9 protein-coding genes and 1 pseudogene are annotated in these 17,472 nt (G+C 66.0%); 8 read left to right on the top strand and 2 right to left on the bottom strand.

The genetic code is table 11. The annotated features are described in order from the left end of the window. The first annotated feature begins 15 nt into the window (after positions 1 to 15). The 7 genes from AC5P7R_RS19085 to AC5P7R_RS19055 all read left to right on the top strand — a co-directional run bounded on the left by AC5P7R_RS19085 (position 16) and on the right by AC5P7R_RS19055 (position 12,030). The gene (locus AC5P7R_RS19085; protein ID WP_134729951.1) at positions 16 to 3,072 is read left to right on the top strand and encodes a TonB-dependent receptor; all 3,057 of its coding nucleotides are present in this window, start codon (positions 16 to 18) and stop codon (positions 3,070 to 3,072) included. A gap of 243 nt (positions 3,073 to 3,315) precedes the next feature. Further along, positions 3,316 to 4,920, top strand: a complete 1,605-nt coding sequence (locus AC5P7R_RS19080; protein ID WP_019660460.1) for a glucoamylase family protein — start codon at positions 3,316 to 3,318, stop codon at positions 4,918 to 4,920. Next, on the top strand, positions 4,889 to 6,265 hold the full coding sequence (locus tag AC5P7R_RS19075; protein ID WP_194445152.1) for a sugar ABC transporter substrate-binding protein: 1,377 nt from the start codon (positions 4,889 to 4,891) through the stop codon (positions 6,263 to 6,265). Before AC5P7R_RS19080 ends, AC5P7R_RS19075 begins: the two co-directional genes overlap by 32 nt. Continuing rightward, complete coding sequence (locus tag AC5P7R_RS19070) at positions 6,262 to 7,143, top strand: carbohydrate ABC transporter permease (protein ID WP_005410323.1); 882 nt, start codon at positions 6,262 to 6,264, stop codon at positions 7,141 to 7,143. Before AC5P7R_RS19075 ends, AC5P7R_RS19070 begins: the two co-directional genes overlap by 4 nt. Continuing rightward, positions 7,140 to 7,976 carry a carbohydrate ABC transporter permease gene (locus AC5P7R_RS19065; protein ID WP_021203005.1) on the top strand — a complete coding sequence of 279 codons (837 nt, stop codon included), beginning with the start codon at positions 7,140 to 7,142 and terminating at the stop codon, positions 7,974 to 7,976. Before AC5P7R_RS19070 ends, AC5P7R_RS19065 begins: the two co-directional genes overlap by 4 nt. Continuing rightward, positions 7,973 to 11,140 carry a discoidin domain-containing protein gene (locus tag AC5P7R_RS19060; protein WP_019660457.1) on the top strand — a complete coding sequence of 1,056 codons (3,168 nt, stop codon included), beginning with the start codon at positions 7,973 to 7,975 and terminating at the stop codon, positions 11,138 to 11,140. Before AC5P7R_RS19065 ends, AC5P7R_RS19060 begins: the two co-directional genes overlap by 4 nt. 2 nt (positions 11,141 to 11,142) lie before the next feature. Then, positions 11,143 to 12,030 (top strand): endonuclease/exonuclease/phosphatase family protein, encoded by an 888-nt coding sequence (locus AC5P7R_RS19055; protein WP_227853550.1) that lies wholly within the window; start codon positions 11,143 to 11,145, stop codon positions 12,028 to 12,030. Positions 12,031 to 12,147: 117 nt separating this feature from the next. Here the strand turns inward: AC5P7R_RS19055 and AC5P7R_RS19050 are convergent, their stop codons facing one another. After that, the gene (locus AC5P7R_RS19050) at positions 12,148 to 15,435 is read right to left on the bottom strand and encodes an Rne/Rng family ribonuclease (protein WP_478435929.1); all 3,288 of its coding nucleotides are present in this window, start codon (positions 15,433 to 15,435) and stop codon (positions 12,148 to 12,150) included. A gap of 407 nt (positions 15,436 to 15,842) precedes the next feature. On the opposite strand from AC5P7R_RS19050, the gene AC5P7R_RS19045 reads away from it, so the two are divergent. Beyond that, entirely contained in the window at positions 15,843 to 16,817 is a 975-nt protein-coding gene (locus AC5P7R_RS19045; RefSeq protein WP_031269982.1) for an RluA family pseudouridine synthase, read from the top strand. Between the two features lie 516 nt (positions 16,818 to 17,333). Here the strand turns inward: AC5P7R_RS19045 and AC5P7R_RS19040 are convergent. Then, positions 17,334 to 17,472 (bottom strand): annotated as a pseudogene (locus AC5P7R_RS19040) (integrase core domain-containing protein); the annotation flags it as partial.

The following is a 17,472-nucleotide window of genomic DNA, read 5'->3' as shown; positions in this document are numbered from 1 at the left end:
CCGGAGATTGAGTTGATGATGCATACCACCTTCCGCATGCCGGCGCGCCGGCTGCTGAGCACCGCACTGGTCAGCTGCCTGATGCTGGCTGCCGCCCCCAACGTCATGGCGCAGTCGGCCAACGCCAGCCTGCGCGGCCAGGTTGCCGGCGCCCAGGCAGGCACCGAAGTGACCGCCACCAACGTGGCCACCGGTACCGTCCGCCGTGGCACCATCCGCGCCGACGGCAGCTACTCGCTGATGGGCCTGGATCCGGGCACCTACAACGTGGTCGCCAACGGCCAGACCCAGAAGGTCACCGTCACCGTGGCCTCGACCGCGACGCTGAACTTTGCCGGTGCCGCCAGCAGCACCCCGGGTTCGACCGCGGCCACCAACCTGGACACCGTCAACGTTGTTGCGCCGACCCTGCTGCAGGAAGTGCGCACCTCCGAAGTCGGCAAGACCGTCAGCCTGCAGCAGATCCAGACCACCCCGCAGGTGTCGCGCAACTTCCTGGAGTTCGCCGACGCGGTGCCGGGCCTGATCTTCACCCGCGACGCCAAGGGCAACACCTCGCTGCGCGGCGGCGCCACCAATGCCGATGGCACCAACGTGTACATCGACGGCGTGGGCCAGAAGAGCTACGTCAAGGGCGGCGGCGTGGCCGGCCAGTCCGGCAGCGCCGGCAACCCGTTCCCGCAGCTGGCCATCGGCGAATACAAGGTCATCAGCGGCAACTACAAGGCCGAGTATGGCCAGGTGTCGAGCGCCGCGGTGACGGCTGCAACCAAGTCCGGCACCAATGAGTTCAAGGGTGAGGCGTTCTACCGCTACACCGATGAAGACATGCGTGCCAAGACCCCGGCCGAGCGCCAGGGTGGCAAGGAGAAGATGGTCTCGGCCGAGAAGGAATACGGCTTCGCCCTGGGCGGCCCGATCATCCAGGACAAGGCGCATTTCTTCGTGACCTACGAAGCCAAGCGCTTTGACCTGCCGGTCACCATCGCGCCGGATGGCGCGGTCACCGGCGCTGCCGGCCTGCTGCCGCCGGCCGGCGCCGCCGGCCTTGGCCCGGCCAGCCAGCCGTTCCAGCAGGACCTGATCTTCGGCAAGATCGACTTCGAGCCGACCGACAACGATCGCATCGAGCTGACCTTCCAGGACCGCGACGAAACCCAGTCGCAGTTCAGTGGCCAGACCTCGCCGGAAGCCGGCCGTGAAGTGGTCAACACCGACCGTCGTTATGCCCTGCGCTGGAACCACAGTGGTGAGCGCTATTACAACGAGTTGATGGTCACCCACGAGGATTCGTTCAACAACCCGACCCCGCTGACGCTGGCCAACGGCATCACCTACACCGCACCAGACGGCCCCGAAGACCGCACCATCGTGAAGATCGGTGGCGCCTCGGCACTGGATTCGCAGGTGAAGGGCCAGAAGGGCTGGTCGATCGAAGACAACCTGACCCTGGATGGCATCCAGTGGGCCGGTGACCACACCATCAAGATGGGCGTGAAGTACAAGGCGATCGATCTGTACGCATCCGATGCGGCACAGATCAACCCGACCTTCACCTACTCGCTGGGCGATCCGGACTTCCCCGATTCGATTCCGTACAAGGCGCAGTTCGTCAAGCCGGTGACCGGCGTGTCCGGCGTGTCCGGCGAAGTGCGTTCGAAGTCCAAGCAGTACGGCGTGTTCATCCAGGACGACTGGCAGGTCAACGACCACCTGCAGCTGAACATCGGCCTGCGCTGGGACTACGAAAAGACCCCGTCCTACCTGGACTTCGTGACCCCGCAGCAGGTGGTCGACGCCATCTATTCGCAGGATCCGCGCGCCCCCGCCGGCCAGACCTATGCCGATTCGCTGGCACTGGGTGGCCTGGACATCAGCGACTACATCAGCAACGGCCACAACCGCAAGGCGTTCAAGGATGCCTGGCAGCCGCGCCTGGGCTTCTCGTATGACATCAATGCCGACGAGCAGCACGTGATCCACGGTGGTGCCGGCCGTTCCTACGACCGTGACCTGTTCGACAACCTGCAGCTGGAAACCACCAAGCTGGCCCTGCCGCAGCCGACCATCTACTTCCGCAACCCGGCCACCAACACCTGCATCAACGGCCAGGCCGCCTGCTATGACTGGAATCCGAACCTGCTCAACGGCATCGGCAACCTGCAGGCACTGGTCGGCGCGACCAGCAATGCCGGGCTGGAGGTTGACCTGCTGAACAACAAGCTGAAGGCGCCGTACTCGGACCAGTTCAGCCTGGGCATGAGCAACCAGATCGGCGACTGGCTGACCGATGCCACCATCGCTCGTACCCTGAGCTACGACGGCTTCGCCTTCACCCTGGGCAACCGCTACCCGACCGGCCAGTTCTTCGATGATCCGCGCCTGTGCGGCGGCACCTCCGCAGGCCTGAGCCAGGCCTGGAGCTGCAACGTGCCGGGCTTCGGCAGCCTGATCATCGGCCAGCAGGGCATCAAGACCCGCGCCACCCAGGTCCTGTTGTCGGCACAGAAGCCGTTCACCAAGGAAAGCGGCTGGGGCACCTCGATCGCCTATACCTGGACCACTGCGCGCCATAACCGCGACATCAACGAGAAGTATGCGTTCGATCGCGGCCTGATCGGTGACTACCCGACCATCCGCTCCAACGGCGCGCCGCGCCACCGCCTGGTGGTGACCGGTTCGTACGCGGGCTTCTGGGGCATCACCTTCGGTGGCAAGATCACCCTGGCCACCCCGACCGCCGTCAACGACTGGTACCCGGTGATGCAGGCCAGCGGCTACACCCTGCCGACCCCGCAGGCGGCCGTGCCCAACGCCACCGGCAAGTTCCTGGTGGGTGGCAAGATCTTCGGCTACCGTTCGGTCGACCTGCAGGCGACGAAGACGTTCAAGCTGGCGGGCAACACCGAGCTGTACGCCCGCCTGGACATCATCAACGTGTTCAACTTCGACAACTTCTCCACCTACAACTACGTCAAGACCAACGGCAAGCTGCAGGCCAGCTACAACGAGACCGGCGACATCATCGGTACTCCGCGCCAGGTCAAGGCCGAAGTGGGCTTCCGCTTCTAAGCCCGGGCGGTGATGCATGACCCGATGCCGCCGGCTCGCTGGCGGCATCGGTGAAAACGGCAATGGCCGGCCCTGTGCCGGTCCATTGCCCACGCCGCTGCCGGCCAGGGGGCAGCGGCGTGGGCAATGATCGCGGTGTCAAGCCACGTTTTTCGTGGTTTTTTAAGAGCGCACCTTGTAAACGATTTCAGATCATTGGACGTTATGCTTTCCCATCGATCAGACCACCGGAGGAACCGCGCCATGCAGGCACGCCATCTGTTGTCCGCCGCAGCGCTGAGCCTGGCCGTGGCCGCCTGCCAGCCGGCCCAGCAGGAACCTGCCAAGCCCCGCCCGCCGGTGATCCTGATCGAGGCCGACGCACCGCCGCGGCCGATGAAGCCGGAGCTTCCGCCGCTGTTCGATGACATCGAACGCCGCACCTTCCAGTTCTTCTGGGACACTACCAACGAAGTGAACGGCCTGACCCCGGACCGCTACCCGTCACGGCCGTTCGCCAGCATCGCCTCGGTCGGTTTCGCGTTGACTGCCTATCCGATCGGCATAGAAAACGGCTGGGTCAGCCGCAACCAGGCCATCGACCGCACGCTGACCACGCTGAAGTTCTTCCGCGATGTGCCGATGGGCCCGCAGCGCACCGGCAAGGCCGGCTACAAGGGCTTCTACTACCACTTCCTGGACATGCAGGAAGGCCGTCGCTACGACAGCTGGGTCGAACTGTCCTCGGTGGATACCGCACTGCTGATGATGGGCGTGCTGTTCGCGCAGTCGTACTACGACGGCGATGATCCGCGCGAGAAGGAGATCCGCCAGATCGCCGACACCTTGTACAAGAAGGTGGACTGGCCGTGGCTGCAGCAGCGTGCGCCGCTGATCTCGATGGGCTGGTTCCCCGAGAGCGGCTTCATCGACCACGACTGGATGGGCTACAACGAGGCGATGATGGTCTACATCCTTGCCCTGGGGTCGCCCACGCACCCGGTCAGCCCGGATGCGTGGACGGTGTGGACGCGCACCTACGACAACGACTGGGGTGTTTACCAGGGCCAGGAATACCTGTCCTTCGGCCCGCTGTTCGGCCACCAGTACAGCCACGTCTGGATCGACTTCCGCGATATCCAGGACGCATACATGCGCGAGCGCGGCAGCACTTATTTCCTCAACAGCCGCTCGGCTGCGCTGGCCCAGCGCGAATACGCCATCGCCAACCCGATGCAGTGGAAGGAGTATGGCGAGAATGTGTGGGGCCTGACCGCCAGCGATGGCCCGCAGAACACCACGCAGGAGTACCGCGGCGAGCAGCGCCAGTTCCGCCATTACTCCTCGCGCGGCGCTGGGCTGCGCGAGAATTTCGATGACGGCACCATCGCCCCGACTGCTGCGATCGCCTCGGTGGTGTTTGCGCCGGAGCAGGTGATCCCGGCCACGCTGGAAATGCACAAGCGCTACGGCGACTACATCTATTCCAGCTACGGCTTCCTGGATTCATTCAACCCCAGCTTCAACTACGACATCCCTATCAAGACCGGCCGCCTGGTGCCGGATCGCGGCTGGGTCGCCAGCGATTACATCGCCATCGACCAGGGACCGATCCTGACCATGATCGCCAACTACCGCAACGATTTCGTGTGGGAGGTGATGAAGAAGAACCCCTACATCCGCAAGGGACTGGAGCGGGCAGGGTTCAGCGGTGGCTGGCTGGCGCCGGAAGGCGCGTTCCAGCCGCTGGAGCTGCAGAAGGACGAAAAGGCCGCGGCGGCACGCGCGGTGGGTATCGCCGAATCACGCGCGGCTGCCGCGCAGGAACAGAAAAACAATGCCAACCGCAACACAGGGCAGGGGAAGTAACCCGGTGCCGAACTGGATCGACCGCCTGCGCCGCTGGGCGCTGCCCGCCCTGGCCGCTTTGGCCGTGGCCGGCTGCGCCCGCACCGAGCCTGGAACCACCACCGTGCGCTTCTGGGCGATGGGTCGCGAAGCCGAGGTGGTCAGCGAGCTGATCCACGAGTTCGAGGCCGAGAACCCCGGCATCAAGGTGGATGTGCAGAACATCCCGTGGACGGCAGCGCACGAGAAACTGCTGACCGCGTTCGCTGCCGATGGCCTGCCGGATGTCTGCCAGCTCGGAAACACCTGGGTGCCCGAGTTCGCCGAGCTCGATGCGCTGACACCGCTGCAGCCGTTCGTCGATCACTCGGCGGTCGTTGATGAAAAGGACTACTTCCAGGGCATCTGGGATACCAACGTGATCCACGGCGAGCTGGTGGGCGTGCCGTGGTACGTCGATACACGCCTGATCTACTACCGCAAGGACCTGCTGGCCAAGGCCGGCTACGACCACCCGCCGCGTACCTGGGCCGAGTGGGACGAGCAGATGGCGGCGATCAAGCGCATGCAGGGTCCGAACCGCTATGCGGTGCTGATGCCGATCAATGAGTTCGAGCAGCAGTTGTCCTTGGCACTGCAGCAACCCGATCCGCTGCTGCGCGACGATGACACCCGCGGCAATTTCGCCAGCCCGGGGTTCCGCCGCACACTGGCCTTCTACGCCAACATGTTCGAGCAGGGCTGGGCGCCGAAGATGTCCGAGACGCAGATCTCCAACGTCTGGGACGAGTTCTTCCGCGGCTTCAACGTGTTCTACATCTCCGGCCCCTGGAACATCCGCGAGTTCAAGAAGCTGCAGCCGAAGGAACTGGAAGGGCAGTGGGGCACCGCGGCGCTGCCGGGTCCGGACGGCCCCGGCGCCGGCATCGCCGGTGGTACCAGCCTGGTGATCTTCCGCAAGTCGCAGCAGAAGGAAGCGTCTTGGAAGCTGATCGAGTTCCTGTCGCGGCCGCAGATCCAGGCGCGTTTCCATTCGATCATCGGCGACCTACCGCCGCGCCGCAGTACCTGGAACGCACCGTCGCTGGCCAACGATCCGCTGGCAGCGGCATTCCGTGACCAGCTGGAGCGGGTCAAGCCGACGCCGAAGGTGCTCGAATGGGAGCGCATCGTGCAGGAAATGCGCATCGTCACCGAGAAGGTGGTGCGCGGTGGCCTGCCGCAGGACAAGGCCGTGGAAGAACTGGACCAGCGCGTGGACAAGGTGCTGGCCAAGCGCCGCTGGATGCATGAACAACAACGCCTGCAGCAGCGCGCACCGTCGTCGCAGTCCAGCAGTGCCGTAGCCGCCGGGAGCGCGCAATGAAACGTACTTCGCTTGCCGGCTGGATCTTCGCCGGGCCCTCGTTGATCGTGCTGGGCGTGTTCTTCGGCCTGCCGGTGGCTTCGGCGCTGGCGCTGAGCGTGACCGACTTCGACCTGTATGCCCTGGCTGACAGCAGCAACCTGCGGTTTGTCGGCCTCGGCAATTACATCGACCTGCTGCAGACACCGATGTTCTGGAAGTCGCTGTGGAATACCACCTACTTCGTGTTGATCGGTGTGCCCTTGTCGATCGGCGTGTCGCTGGGCGCGGCGATGCTGCTGAATGCACCGGCCGCGCGCTTCAAGGCGCTGTTCCGCACCGCGTTGTTCGCGCCGGTGGTGACCACGCTGGTGGCGGTGGCGGTGATCTGGCGCTACCTGTTCCATACCAGCTACGGCCTGGTGAACTACGGCCTGGGCCATCTGGGCATCAGCCCGATCGACTGGCTGGGCGATCCCAACTGGGCGATGCCGACCATCATGCTGTTCGCGGTGTGGAAGAACTTCGGCTACAACATGGTGATCTTCCTGGCCGGCCTGCAGGCGATCCCGCATGACCTGTACGAGGCTGCGCGCATCGACGGCGCCTCGCGCTGGAAGCAGTTCCTGCACATCACCCTGCCGATGCTCGGCCCGGTGCTGCTGGTGGTCGGGGTGATCACCGTGTCCGGCTACTTCCAGCTGTTCGCCGAGCCGTATGTCATGACCCGCGGCGACCCGCTGCAGAGCACCGTCAGCGTGCTGTATTTCATGTTCGAGGAAGGCTTCAAGTGGTGGAACCTGGGACGCGCCTCCGCCGTGGCGTTCCTGCTGTTCCTGATCATCCTGGCGGTGACCACCGTGATGCTGCGTTTCGGCCGCAAGAGGCAGTTGGTATGAGTCGTGAAATCGGCCAGTCGCGCTGGTACCCGTGGTTGATCAATGGTGCGTTGCTGGTGCTGGCCCTGGTCAGCCTGGCACCGCTGTTGTGGATGCTCTCGGTCTCGTTCATGCCGCAGGGCGAGGCCAGCCATTTCCCGCCGCCGCTGCTGCCTTCGAGCATCACCACGCACAACTACCATGAGCTGTTCGCGCGCACTGGCATGGGCGGCAACTTCGCCAACAGCCTGCTCGTCTCGCTGGCGATCACCTTTGGCTCGCTGTTGCTCAACACCATGGCCGGCTATGCGTTCGCCAAGCTCAACTTCGCCGGGCGCGAGCGCCTGTTCCAGGTGCTGATGGCGGCGCTGGTGATTCCAGCGCAGGTGGCGATGCTGCCGCTGTTCCTGCTGATGAAGCAGCTGGGCCTGGTCAACAGCTTCGGCGGCGTGATCGTGCCGGCGCTGGCCAGCGTGTTCGGCATCTTCCTGGTGCGCCAGTACGCGCGTTCGATTCCGGACGAATTGCTGGAAGCGGCCCGTATCGACGGGGCAGGGGAGCTGCGCATCTTCTTCCAGATCGTGCTGCCGATGCTCAAGCCGGTGCTGGTGACCCTGGCGATCTTCACCTTCATGGGCGCATGGAACGATTTCATGTGGCCGCTGATCGTGTTGACCGATCAGGAGCACTACACTTTGCCGGTGGCGCTGGCCACCCTCTCGCGCGAGCACATCATGGACGTGGAAATGATGATGGCCGGCGCGGTGGTCACCGTGGTCCCGGTGCTGGCGCTGTTCCTGGTGCTGCAGCGGTACTACATCCAAGGTCTGTTGCTGGGGAGCGTCAAGGGATGAAGCGAGCGATCGCCGTTGGACTGGGCCTGCTGTGGACCTCCCTGGCGATCGCCGCGCCACCGGCGCTGCCGGCACCGAAGGTGCTGGACGACTTCGACGACGTCGCGGCCTGGAAGCTGGTGCTGTCCGACCAGGTCAGCGGTTCGCTGCGCCCGGTCAGTGGCGCTGGCGGCGGCCGCGCGCTGTGCCTGGACTATGACTTCCACGATGTCTCCGGCTACGTCGGCATCCGCCGCGCGCTGAACATCGAATACCCGGTCAATTACCGTTTCGGCTTCCAGTTGCGCGGTGATTCACCGGGCAACGACCTGCAGTTCAAGTTGATCGATGCCAGCGGTGACAACGTCTGGTGGGTCAATCGTCCCGGCTACAGTTTCCCCAAGGGCTGGACGCCGGTCGAGTACCGCCGCCGCCAGATCGACAAGGCGTGGGGTCCCTCGCCCGAGAAGGAGATGGCGCGCAGCGCCGCCGTCGAGTTCACGATCTACAGCAAGGTCGGCGGCCGCGGCACCGTATGCTTCGACAGGCTGACCCTGCAGGGGCTGCCACCGCAGGATGATTCGGCGCTGGTGCCGTCGGTGATTGCCGATACCGCCACCGCGCTGCAGGACCGCATGATCGACGGCAAGAGCGACACGTTCTGGATCAGCGGTGGCGTCAAGCAGCAGACCATCAGCCTGGACCTGCACAAGAGCCGCGAGATCGGCGGTGTCGTGATCGATTGGCTGCCGAACCTGGAAGCCAATCGCTACACCGTGCGGACGTCCGAGGATGGCCGGGATTGGCGCATCGTGCGCGAAGTGACCAGCGGTGCCGGTGGCCGCGACTGGCTTGCCCTGCCGGATACCGACGCGCGCTACGTGCGTTTCGATCTGCGCGATGGCCCGAACTGGCGCTACGGCATCCGTGACATCGCACTCAAGCCGCTGGCGTTCGCCGCCACGCCCAATGCCTTCCTGTCCTCGGTAGCCGCCGATCTGCCGCGCGGTTCGTTGCCGCGCGCGTATGTGGGCGAACAGCCCTACTGGACCCTGCTCGGCCTCGATGGTGGCCAGGAGCAGGCGCTGATCAGCGAAGATGGCGCGCTGGAGCCGGCCAAGGGCAGCTTCAGCATCGAGCCGTTCATCCGCCTGGACGGCAAGCTGCTGGACTGGTCGAAAGTGGCTATCACCCAGTCGCTGCAGGATCACTACCTGCCGATCGCCACCGTCGACTGGGTGCATGAGAAGGCCGGACTCTCGGTGACCGGTTTCGTGCAGGGCACGCCCGAGCGTGCGCAGCTGATCGGCCGCTACCGGCTGAGCAATCCGGACAAGGTGGCGCACGAGTACACCCTGGCGCTGGCGATCCGGCCGTGGCAGGTGAACCCGCCGACCCAGTTCCTCAATACCGTCGGCGGTTTCAGTCGCATCGATGCGCTGGATGTAGGTGAGCAGCTGGTTCGGGTCAACGGTGAGCCGCGGATCTATCCGCTGCAGGTACCGGACGCGCGCTTTGCCAGTACGTTCGATGGCAAGCTCGATGCGATGCATCTGGAAAGCGGCACGTACCCGGCGACCACGGCGGTGAAGGACAGCACCGGCATGGCGTCGGGTGCGCTGGTGTACACGATCAGGCTGGAGCCCGGGCAGAACCGTGAGGTGGCGGTGGTGCTGCCACAGACCGGTGGCTGGGCGCCGCAGGCGCTGGATGTGGCCAAGGCGCAGGCGCAGGTGGCCGAGCAATGGCGGAAGAAGCTGGGCGTGGTTTCGCTGCAGGTGCCTGCTGCAGGCCAGCCACTGGTCGACACCCTGCGCACGGCGGTGGCGCACATGCTGATCTCGCGTGTCGGACCGCGCCTGCAGCCGGGCACGCGGTCGTATGCGCGCAGCTGGATCCGCGACGGCGCGATGATCTCCGAGGGCCTGCTGCGCATGGGGCGCAGTGATGCGGTGCGCGATTACATCAACTGGTATGCGCCGTACCAGTTCGAAAACGGCAAGGTGCCGTGCTGCGTCGACGCGCGCGGCAGCGACCCGGTGCCGGAGAACGACAGCCATGGCGAGTTGATCTACAGCATCGCCGAGTATGGGCGCTACACCGGCGACAGCACGTTCACCGAGCTGATGTGGCCGCACGTGCAGGGCGCCTACAACTACATGGAGCAGCTGCGCGCCAGCGAGCGCACCGAGGAAAACCGCGCGCGCAACCCGGCGTTCTACGGGATGATGCCGGCCTCGATCAGCCATGAAGGCTATTCGGCCAAGCCGATGCATTCCTACTGGGACAACTTCTGGGCGCTGCGCGGCTACAAGGACGCGGCGCTGCTGGCGACCCAGCTGGGCAAGGTCGAGGCGATGCAGATCGCCGAATCGCGCGACCAGTTCCGTGCTGACCTGCAGGCCTCGCTGCTGTCGGCGATGCAGCAGCACAACATCGATTACCTGCCGGGCTCGGCCGAGCTGGGCGACTTCGACGCGACCTCCACCACGATCGCGCTTGCCCCCGGCGGCGAGCAGGGCCGGCTGCCGCAGCAGGCGCTGGAGGCGACCTTCGAGCGCTACTGGAACGAGTTCGTTGCCCGTCGCGATGGCAAGCGCGAGTGGAAGGATTACACCCCGTACGAATGGCGCAACGTGGCAGCGTTCGTGCGCCTGGGCTGGCGCGACCGCGCCTGGCAGGCCACCGAGTTCTTCTTCAGGGACCGCGCGCCACAGGCCTGGAACCAGTGGGCCGAAGTGGTCTCGCGCACGCCGCGCAAGCCGTTCTTCGTCGGTGACCTGCCGCACGCCTGGGTGGCTTCGGACTTCGTGCGCTCTGCGCTGGACATGTTCGCTTACAACCGTGATCTGGACGATGCGCTGGTACTGGCCGCCGGCGTGCCGACCGCGTGGCTGCAGGGCGAGGGCATTGCCGTGCAGGGCCTGCGCACGCCGCAGGGGCAGTTGAACTACCGCCTGCAGCGCAGCGACAAGCAGCTGGTGCTGGAGGTGCAACCGGGCCTGGTGCCGCCGGTCGGTGGTGTGGTGCTGCCGTGGCCGTATGCTGGCGACCCGGGCGAGGCGAGCATCAACGGTGAAGCGGCCCAGTGGATCAACAGAGAACTGCACGTGCACCAGCTGCCGGCGCGGATCGAGATCGACGTGCCGAGCGCAGTGCGCCGCGCCGAACGCAAGGGGCAGTAACGATGAAGCAGCAGCGGGCGAAGGTGCGCACGTCGGTGCGCGCCCTGGGGCTGGCCATTGCAATGGCATTGCCGGGCGTGATGATGGCGGCTGAACCGGCTGGCACGACTGTGGCGCCCGACGTTGCCAGCGCGCCGGGCATGAGCATGGTCACCTTCAACCTGCACCACGACCGCGAAGACTGGCCGAGCCGGCGCCGCACCATCCTGGCCGAGCTCAAGCGCCTGCAGCCGGATGCGGTTGCCCTGCAGGAAGTGATCCAGCGCCGCAACGTGCGAAACCAGGCGCAATGGCTGGCCGGCCAACTCGGCTACAGGTATGTGTTCGTGTCCACCGATCCGGTCGCGGCACCCAAGCGCTACGGCAATGCGCTGCTGACCCGGCGGCCGATCCTCGCTCAGGGCGATCATCTGCTGCAGCCGCTGGACGACTACCGCACCGTGGCCCACCTGCGCATCGACGTCGACGGCACGCCGGTAAACATCTACGCCACGCATCTGAACGAGCGCAGCGACGAGAACGGGCAGCGCATCCGTCGCACCCAGGTCGAAGACCTGCTGCGCTTCATCACTGCAACCTCGGCCGGTGCACCGGTGGTGATCGCCGGCGACTTCAATGCACTGGTGGATGCCGGCGACCTGAGCGAGCTGCGCAGCCACTACGGCGACAGCTACGGCAGCGTGCATGTCAACACCGATCTGTCCGCGGTCAGTACGCTCAACCTTCACTATTACCAGGCGCCGTCGCGGATCGACCACATCTTCTTCCAGCAGGACGAGATGGTCGCACGCGAGGCGAAGATCCTGTTCGACCAGCCCGATGACAGCGGTCGCTGGGCCTCGGACCACTACGGCGTGTGGACCCGCCTGCAGTTCGCGCCGAAACCCTGACGCAGGCACGCTTGGGTAGGTGCCAACCCTGGTCGGCACGGTTCGGCCCGACGCACAAACAAAAACGGCGGGGATCATTGATCCCCGCCGTTTCGTTTTCACGCTATCAAGGCGCGATCAGTTCGACGGAGGCGTGCGCTTGGCTGCCTCTTCGTCTTCTTCATCGGCCCTGGCTTCTGCAGCCTGCGCTGCGGCGTCGGCATGGCCATCGGCGACCGGATCGACCGATGGCGTCACCACGGCTTCGGCGACCGGGGCAGCGGCCTCGATCGGCGCGGCTTCCACCGCCACCGGCGCGACCGGCTGTTCCACGATCGGCGCAGTCTCGACGACCGGCGTGGCTTCAACGGCCGGGGCGGCCTCCACCACCGGGCCACTCTCACTGGCCACCGGCTTGGTTTCAACCACCGGGGTTGCTTCAACCACCTGCGGCTTCGATTCCACGACCGGCGCGGCCTCGACCGCGACCGGCCTCGTTTCGATCACCGGAGCGGCTTCAGCCACTGCGGTCGTTTCAGCCACAACCGGCTTTGCTTCGATCACCGGCGCGGCAGCGTCCACCACCGGAGTGGCGTCGGCGACCGGCTGAACCGGGGTCGCAGCGTCGATGGCATCGAGCATGCTGGTCTGCACCGGCGAGGACACCGTTTCAGTTTTCGCAGCAGCCTCGGCCGGCGCCTGCGCTTCAGCCGCGACGGGGGCGGCGACTTCGACCACGGCGCTGCTCACCACCGCAACCGGTGCGGAAACCGCAGCGGCGGCAGCGCGGGCCGGCTTCCCGGCTTCGATGGCGATCGGCTCGACTTCGTCATCGAAGTCGAACTCCGGCTGCGAACGGACCGGCTGCACCGCAGCAACCGGAGCGGTTCCGGCGGTGTTGTTGACGCTCGGCTCGGCGCCGTCGGTATCTTCACCGTCATCACCATCGTCCTGGTCATCGCCCAGGGCGTCGCTGCCGACGGCATTCTCGGTGCCACCGCGACGACGGCGACGGCCACCACGACGGCCACGACGACGGCGGGTTGCGCCTTCGCCTGCCTGCTCGCCATTGGTGTCGGTTGCAGCCTCCTCGCCGGCAACCGCAGTCACCTCGGCCGCGCTGCCAGCGTTGGCAGCGGTGTCGGCCGACGCAGCGGCTTCCACCGGAGCGGCGGGTGCCGGAGCAACCGGCGTCATCGGCGCGGTGGCTTCCAGCGCGTTCACCCCGTTGGCGGCGACGGCCGTAGCGGCTACGGCTGCCGCTGCGGTCACGGCTTCGGCAGCTGCTTCGGCGGCATTGCGCTGCGGCTTCTCGGCCGGCTTGTCACCGTCCTGCTGCTGCGGGCGCGGCTGCTTGGGCTGCTTCAGCTTCGGCTGCTGGTTCTGGTTCTGGCCCTGCTGCTCGTTGCGCGGCTTGTTCTGCTGCTGCGGCTGCTGCTGGCCATCCTTGTGCTGCGGCTCCTTCTGCTTGCCCTGCTGCGGCTGCTGCTGCGCATTGCCGTTGTTGCCGTTGCGGCCGTCCTTGCGCTGCTCGCCGCGGTCCTTGCGGTTGCCGCCATCCTTCTGCTGCTGCGCGTTGCCATTGCCACGACTGTCGTCGCGACGGTCCTTGCGGTCCTTGTTGCGATCCTTGTTGCGGTCCTTGCGGCCACCGTCCTGCGACTGACGCGCCGCCGGAGCGGCCGGCGCCGGCGCCGGGGCCGGCTCGCCACCGAACACGCGCTTGAGCCAGCCGATCACGCCGCCGCTGGGGGCCGGGGCCGTCGGTGCGACCGCGACCGGGGCCGGGGCTGCCTTGGCCGGCTCAACTTCCTCGCGAACCGGGGCGGGCGAGGTGTGCTTGACCTGGGTCACCGCCGGCGGCGGGATGTTCAGCTGGCCCTTGGTCAGCGCGTGCACCGGCAGCTTGCGCGGGGTGCCCCGCTGGTAGCTGGGCTTGCTGCTTTCTTCACCCAACTCGTTCTCGCGCAGGCGGGTGACGGTGTAGTGCGGGGTATGCAGCTGCTCGTCGGCCACGATCACGATCGGCGCCTCGTGGCGCTGCTCGATCTCGCGCAGGGCGCTGCGCTTCTCGTTCAGCAGGTAATTGGCGATCTCCACGGGGGCCTGCACCAGCACCTGCCCGGTGTTCTCCTTCATCGCATGCTCTTCGGCGACGCGGATGATCGACAGCGACAGCGACTCGACGCTGCGCATGCGGCCGTGGCCGTCACAGCGCGGGCAGACGATCTGGCTGGACTCGCCCAGGCTCGGGCGCAGGCGCTGGCGGCTCATTTCCAGCAGGCCGAAGCGCGAGATGCGGCCGACCTGGACGCGGGCCCGGTCGTACTTCAGCGCGTTGGCCAAGCGGTTCTCGACCTCGCGCTGGTGCTTGTTGGAGGCCATGTCGATGAAATCGATGACCACCAGGCCACCCAGGTCGCGCAGGCGCAGCTGGCGGGCCACTTCCTCGGCCGCTTCCAGGTTCGTCTGGAACGCGGTGTCCTCGATGTCGCTGCCCTTGGTGGCGCGCGAGGAGTTCACGTCGACCGCGGTCAGTGCTTCGGTCTGGTCGACCACGATCGAGCCGCCCGACGGCAGGCGCACGTTGCGCTCGTATGCACCTTCGATCTGCGACTCGATCTGGAAGCGGTTGAACAGTGGGATGTCGTCCTTGTAGTGCTTGAGCTTGCGCAGGGTCTGCGGCATCACCTGCTGCATGAACTCGCGGGCGTGCTCGTACATCTCCTCGGTGTCCACCAGGATCTCGCCGATGTCGGCGCGCAGGTAGTCACGCAGGGCGCGCACGATCAGGCGCGATTCCTGGTAGATCAGGAACGGAGCGGGCTTGCTCAGCGCGGCTTCGGCAATGGCGCGCCAGACGTTGAGCAGGTAGTCCAGGTCCCACTGCAGTTCTTCCGCATCGCGGCCGACGCCGGCGGTACGGATGATCACGCCCATGTCGTCGGGAATGTTCAGCTTGTCCAGCGCGTCCTTCAGCGCGGCCCGGTCTTCGCCCTCGATGCGGCGGGACACACCACCGGCGCTGGGCGAGTTCGGCATCAGCACCATGTAGCGGCCGGCCAGCGAGATGAACGTGGTCAGGGCGGCGCCCTTGTTGCCACGCTCTTCCTTGTCGACCTGGACGACGATCTCCTGGCCTTCCTTCAGCAGTTCGCGGATGCCGGCCTTGTTGTGGTCGACGCCGGCCTGGAAGTAGTCGCGGGAGATTTCCTTCAACGGCAGGAAGCCATGGCGGCCACCGCCGTATTCGACGAAGGCCGCTTCCAGCGAGGGCTCGATGCGGAAGATCCGGCCCTTGTAGATGTTGGACTTCTTCTGTTCCTTCGACGGCTGCTCGATGTCGATGTCATACAACGACTGGCCATCCACGATGGCAACACGCAGCTCTTCAGCCTGCGTTGCGTTGATCAGCATTCGCTTCATTGTTGCGTTCCTCGCAAGCGGCTACCGCGCGGAACGCCATGGGGTTTCGCCTCTGGACACGGCTCGCCGCCCATTCGCGCAAGCGCGGGGAGGGCGGCTTGGGTTTCCAGCGCTACGACACCACGGCAGGCCGCGGGAGCGCTTCACTCTTATGGGTTTTGGGTGTTGCAGGGCCGCAGGCAGCTGTCAGCCAGGCTGGAGCGCCACGCGGGACATGTTCAGCACGGTTGCGTGTCAGGCATCCGGCGATGGCCGGGAAGGCCGGTGAGCCGCTAACATGGCCGCCCCGCGGGCGGTGGTCGCGCACTGTGCCGGATTCGTCGGAAGCTGGGCTTCTGGCCCTGAGTAACTTCCAACGAAATCAATCCCTTATCTCGCCCCCCGAGTGTAACAGAATAAACAGCCTGATGACCGCCCAAGACCCCACCAAGCCCGCAGGCGACAAGCCTTCCGTGCGCATGATCACCGTTCCCGCCGACCGTGCCGGCCAGCGCCTGGACAACTTCCTGCTCGGCCAGCTGAAGGGGGCCCCGCGCAGCCTGGTCTACAAGCTGGTGCGCAGTGGCCAGGTGCGGGTCAACGGCGGTCGCGCCAAGGCCGAGCGCAAGCTGGAGGCGGGCGATGAGGTGCGTGTACCACCCGTGCGTCTCAGTGAGGAGGGAGACAAGGCCGGTCCACCTGAGGCGTTCATGCGCCGCCTGGAGCAGGCCATCGTGTTCGAGGATGCCCGCCTGCTGGCCCTGAACAAGCCCTCTGGCGTGGCCAGTCATGGCGGCAGCGGCATCAGCTTCGGGGCGATCGAGACCCTGCGCGCGCTGCGCCCGGGGCAGACCCTGGAGCTGGTCCATCGGCTGGATCGCGACACCTCCGGCCTGCTGATCGTGGCCAAGAAGCGCTCGGCGCTGAGTGAACTGCAGGCCCTGCTGCGTGAAGACCATGGCGCCGGCATCCGCAAGCGCTACCTGACCCTGCTGGCCGGGCGCATGCCCGATGGCGTGATGACGGTGGACGCGCCGCTGCACGTGGGCCTGCGCCAGGGCGGCGAGCGCCATGTACAGGTCAACGCGATCGGCAAGGAATCGATCAGCCACTTCCGGGTGCTGGAGCGCCGCGGCGGCCATTCGTACTGCGAGGTGCGCATCGAGACTGGCCGCACCCATCAGATCCGCGTGCACGCCCAGCATCTGGGCCACCCGGTGGCCGGTGACGACAAGTACGGCGATCCGGCGGTGAACAAGCGGCTTCGTGAGCAGATCGGGCTGAAGCGCCTGTTCCTGCACGCGGCTTCGCTGGAGTTCGCGCTGGATGACGGCAAGAGCCCATACGTGCTGAACGCGCCGCTGGCCGATGAGCTGGTTGAGGCGCTGGACCGCCTGCGCTGACGGCGGTTCGGCGGCGCCGGGTGCTTGGTCGGCGCCGTCGCTTTCCTGCGATGAGTGGGCTCGTCACTTTCTTTGCTCGTGCAAAGAAAGTAACCAAAGAAACACGCCGCCATCCGCGAGCCGGCGCTGCGCGCCGGTACCCTGCGCTCCTCGGTCCGCCGAGGGGCGGCGCGGAACTCGCTGCGCTCAGACACCCGCGCCTCTTCGCCCTCGCCGGACCTGCGGTGCTCGGCTCGCTACAAGGCGGACCTGACAGCCGCAGCGTAGACCCATACCCGCACGCAGCCCTTGTAGAGTCGAGCCACGCTCGACTCACGCGCGCAGCGCGGGCTTCGCTTTTTCATTCTTTCATCGCGCGGCTGGCACGCCTATAGCCTGTCAGAGGCCGGGCGAGGTGGGTTTGCGGGGGTGTATGATCTGGCCCCCTGAAAACGGACGCCATGAAGCCGTTTCAGGCGGCAGCCCGGAGCTGCCGGGCGTAGTTGTTAGGCGAGTGGTAGCCCAGCGCCGAGTGAGCCGGGCTGGATTGTAGAAGCCGTGGATGTAAGCAGCGATGGACTGGCTGGCTTGTTCCCTACTGGCGTAAGGCTCGGCAGCCTCTTCTGTCTTGAGCGTCGCAAAGAAGCTCTCGGCCACCGCGTTGTCCCAGCAATTG

The sequence above is a fragment of the Stenotrophomonas sp. YJH_SMC_27 genome, assembly GCF_059369815.1.
Note: the sequence above shows the minus strand (reverse complement) of the source record. Positions and strands in the feature narration are given on the sequence as shown.

Coding starts and splice junctions, on each gene's coding strand:
- AC5P7R_RS19060 (WP_019660457.1), top strand. CDS start 7,973: ATGAAGCGAGCGATCGCCGTTGGACTGGGCCTGCTGTGGACCTCCCTG.
- AC5P7R_RS19045 (WP_031269982.1), top strand. CDS start 15,843: ATGACCGCCCAAGACCCCACCAAGCCCGCAGGCGACAAGCCTTCCGTG.
- AC5P7R_RS19075 (WP_194445152.1), top strand. CDS start 4,889: ATGCCAACCGCAACACAGGGCAGGGGAAGTAACCCGGTGCCGAACTGG.
- AC5P7R_RS19085 (WP_134729951.1), top strand. CDS start 16: ATGATGCATACCACCTTCCGCATGCCGGCGCGCCGGCTGCTGAGCACC.
- AC5P7R_RS19070 (WP_005410323.1), top strand. CDS start 6,262: ATGAAACGTACTTCGCTTGCCGGCTGGATCTTCGCCGGGCCCTCGTTG.
- AC5P7R_RS19050 (WP_478435929.1), bottom strand. CDS start 15,435: ATGAAGCGAATGCTGATCAACGCAACGCAGGCTGAAGAGCTGCGTGTT.
- AC5P7R_RS19080 (WP_019660460.1), top strand. CDS start 3,316: ATGCAGGCACGCCATCTGTTGTCCGCCGCAGCGCTGAGCCTGGCCGTG.
- AC5P7R_RS19065 (WP_021203005.1), top strand. CDS start 7,140: ATGAGTCGTGAAATCGGCCAGTCGCGCTGGTACCCGTGGTTGATCAAT.
- AC5P7R_RS19055 (WP_227853550.1), top strand. CDS start 11,143: ATGAAGCAGCAGCGGGCGAAGGTGCGCACGTCGGTGCGCGCCCTGGGG.